The 3,427-nt window shown below is 63.6% G+C and carries 4 protein-coding genes; 2 read left to right on the top strand and 2 right to left on the bottom strand.

Going from position 1 to position 3,427, the window contains the following annotated elements:
• Positions 1-218, bottom strand: a 218-nt coding sequence (locus MJD61_13085) for a hypothetical protein (GenBank protein MCG8556203.1), incomplete at its 3' end; no start/stop codon positions are given.
• Between the two features lie 145 nt (positions 219-363).
• On the opposite strand from MJD61_13085, the gene MJD61_13080 reads away from it, so the two are divergent.
• On the top strand, positions 364-933 hold the full coding sequence (locus MJD61_13080; protein ID MCG8556202.1) for a HEAT repeat domain-containing protein: 570 nt from the start codon (positions 364-366) through the stop codon (positions 931-933).
• Between the two features lie 332 nt (positions 934-1,265).
• Here MJD61_13080 and MJD61_13075 read toward each other — a convergent pair whose 3' ends face one another.
• The gene (locus tag MJD61_13075; GenBank protein MCG8556201.1) at positions 1,266-2,480 is read right to left on the bottom strand and encodes an alpha-L-fucosidase; all 1,215 of its coding nucleotides are present in this window, start codon (positions 2,478-2,480) and stop codon (positions 1,266-1,268) included.
• Positions 2,481-3,233: 753 nt separating this feature from the next.
• On the opposite strand from MJD61_13075, the gene MJD61_13070 reads away from it, so the two are divergent.
• Positions 3,234-3,427 (top strand): transposase (locus MJD61_13070; protein ID MCG8556200.1); only part of this gene is annotated, 194 nt, incomplete at its 3' end.

Here is a 3,427-nt window from a genome sequence, read left to right as displayed (position 1 = left end):
GACACTTCACACGCGACGAGGTCGAGCGCATGTGTGGACGTCGCGGTGTCGACGTCCTCCTGCTTCACGATGCACCCGGCGGCGTCGAGTTCACATGGCGCAGGGCTGACGGCTCGGTTCGGCGTCGCTACCAGAGCGAGGCCGAGGGTCTTGCGCAGGCCGTGGTCGGAACGCGGCCACGGATCTGCTTCTTCGGCCACCACCACGCGCGCGTCCATACGGAGGTCGCCGGCATCCAGTGCAGGACTGCTGGCGCTTCTGAAGGGCTTTCCCGGGCGCAAGGCCTCGATCCTGCGAGCCCTGGGGGCCTGTCGGGCGCTGCAGGCGGGCCCCGTCATCCAGAAGGAGCTCGGCGGCGACGACGTGGCGGCTGCCGCCAAAGCTTTGGGGCAAATACCCTACCCCAAGGCCTACGCGACGCTGCTGGGAATGCTCAAACGCGACCCCGACATCGACTTCTCCAGACCCAGCGTGGTCAACGAGATGGCGTTCCTGACCCGACGCGCCGCGATCGTTGGCCTCGCCTACTTTGGAAAGCCTGACCCTAAGGCCATCGGCGAGTTCGTCACCATCATCGAGGACGCCGAGGACGACTATCGCCTGCGCAGGCAGGCAGGTCAGACGCTCGGCCTGATTGCGGACGATGCGCTCAGGGCGACTATCCTGCAGAAGATCACAGATGCCAATCTAATAGCAACGAGAACGATAACTACAACCTCATCTCGGATGGCATGTTCGAATCCGGACAGGTGTGGCGGCGCCTTCGTGTTGCCGAGATCCTCAGGCACGGCGACGACGAGGCTTCCTATTCCTACGCTTGGCTGGGCTTCACGAGTCGCCTGGCGGCGGGCTGGGACGGGGCCCCGGCGGCTTGTCCGTGCGGGCCATACGCGAGCGCATATACGGGACCCTGACGTCTTCGGACGATCCTGAGCTGCGTAGAATCGCGGCAGAGGCGCTCGCGGCCATCAACGAACCCGGCCTGCTCCTCGCGGCACGAGACAGCCAGCAACGCGGCGCCCAAGAGGCGCGCCAGCTTCTTCTTCGGCTCGATCGGCCCCACAAGACCTAGCTGCATGACGGTGCAAAAGTAGGGGAGATTTTTCCATGATTTCGGCGGCCGGATAGTCTGGGCGGTCACCGAAGCTGCGCTTTTTCGTGGGACCGAGCCCGAGGCCGAGAGCGAGAGCGAGTTCGGAGGTGGCGAGCTGACCACCGTCCAGAAGCGCGGGATCGAAGGAATGGCAACCGGTTTGACCCGACGCCTAAGGCTTGGGCTTCGGGATGCCTTTCAACTTGCCCTGATGTTCGATCACGAAGATGGTATCGATCGGATCGAACTGGATCCCGGCGAGTGTGAGCGCAAGCTGCTGACCCGCTTGAAAGGGCACCGCGGCTCCCGTGGACTCGAGCTTGACCGCGGTGACGTTGCCCGTCACGGGCACCTGCAGCTGCCCGGCAATGCCCGTGGGGTCAAGCACATGCAGATACGAGCGGGTGCCATCGTGCATGTGGGTCATCACGCCCCATTTTTGTTCGGCCATCGGCCCCCCGCGCGTCTTGTAGAGGGTATGGCCCTTCTGGGAGGTCCACTCACCCATGCCTTGCAGGCGCTGAACCACCTCGGGCTGAAACTTCCCATCCGGCGGCGGCCCGACGTTCAGCAGTAGGTTTCCATTGAGTCCCGCGGCACGAACCAGATAGTGAACCAACGCCTTCACGGACTTGAAGTTGCTGTCCATCGCGTTGTAGCCCCAATGGCCGTTCATCGTATCCACAGATTCCAACGGATACGGCGACACGTCCGCGATGTTGGCTCCATACGTGTTGTGGCCCGGCAGGTCGCGCTCGAAAACTTGAATATCCTCGCCAAACTCGGGCACGGAGAAACGGTTGTTGCCAATCATGGAGTGAGGCAGCGCATTGTGGATCAAGTCGTAGGTCTCCTTGAGTCGCCAATCGACCCCGGTCTTGTGGTCCCAGACCCCATCGAACCACCAACTCGACACGGGCCCGTACTCGCCGCTCGCCAATTCGGCAATCTGGCTATTCATGTAGTCGATGTACTTGTTGAAGTCGCCCGAGTTGGGACGGCCCGCGTTGTGGCCCGTCTTGCCGCGCGGGAAGTAATCGAGATGATGCCAGTCCAGATGCGAATGGTAGAGACCAAAGGCGATCCCTTGCCGCTGGCACTCGATCGCGAGCATTTTGATCACATCCCTCTTGTAGGGCGTGCGATCGATGATGTCGTAGTCGCTCACCTTGGAGTCCCACATGGCAAAGCCGTCGTGGTGCTTGGTGGTGATGACCATGTAACGCATGCCCGCGGTCTTGGCCACGCTCACCCACTCCTGTGGATCGAAACGAACCGGGTTGAAGCGATCGGCCAGCTTTTCGTAGTCGAGGATCTTCCAGCCGCGATGCTCCATCTCCCACTCGTGCTTGCCCACCACGGAGTAGATGCCCCAGTGAAGGAACATGCCGAACTTGGCGTCTCGGTACCATTCGTACGCCGCTTTGGAAGCGCGCAAAGTGGTGCCATCGGTCTGTGGTGCTGTGCCGTGATGCTCGTAGCCGCGCAGGTAGTAGGGCAGACCGGGCACCGTGCCGGCAGCGCCGCCCATGCCAAGGCCCGCCATGCCCATACCCGCCAAGCCGCCGGCACCGACGCCCATGCCGGCAACGCCGCTGCCAGCGACGGGGGCTCCAACCACACCCGCTCCGGCCGAAACGCCAGCAGAGGCCATTCCGGCACCCCCTGGGGAGCCTCCTGTGCCGGCTGCTACACCGCCGGGGGGCAACGGCGGAGGCCCGTACGCGGGAGGTGTCGAGGCGTCCGAGCAGCCTAGCAAGAGGGCCGCTGCAAGTAGGCTTACGCCCGCTTTGTCCCGCATGCCATACCAGGCGTCGATCCGCATTTTGCCTCAGTTCTTGTTTCGCGGGACGAGGCAGGTGCCAAACCGGCTCAGCTAGGGATCGCGCTGACGCCAAGCCCCGACGCGTCCGTGACCCGCAGTGTACCACACATCGAGCGCAAAGCCGCCCAAAGCGACATCGGCCGCAAGATCGAGGCTCCCATCCAAGTCCAGGTAGCGCGTGGCCGGCGCCGACCCGACCCGAGTTGGCGTCCGCCGGCGTGCGCCGGCACTTTCGCCACAACGGGTCCACCGGTAGCGTAAGTGTGCGAAATGAGCTGGGGTGGTGTCCGGCACGCTTGGTGCGGTGTGCGAAGCATGACGCAACCACGCTACATCGTCCCTGGAATGACCGTGATGGTCACGCGCCGCACGCTGCGGCGCACCCACCTGTTTCGTCCAGACCCCGAGCTGACCGAGCTCTACCGGTATTGCCTGGCCGTTAGCGCGCAGCGGCACGGGATACGTTTGCACGCGGCGATCCTGATGTCATCCCACCATCATCTGGTGCT

It is taken from the genome of Pseudomonadota bacterium, from assembly GCA_022361155.1.
In the GTDB taxonomy this organism is placed as follows: Bacteria; Myxococcota_A; Polyangia; order Polyangiales; family JAKSBK01; genus JAKSBK01.
This window is presented reverse-complemented; position numbering and strand designations above follow the sequence as displayed.

Excerpts from the sequence above, each read along its gene's own strand:
- MJD61_13075 (MCG8556201.1), bottom strand. The coding sequence starts at position 2,480 with ATGTTCCTTCACTGGGGCATCTACTCCGTGGTGGGCAAGCACGAGTGG.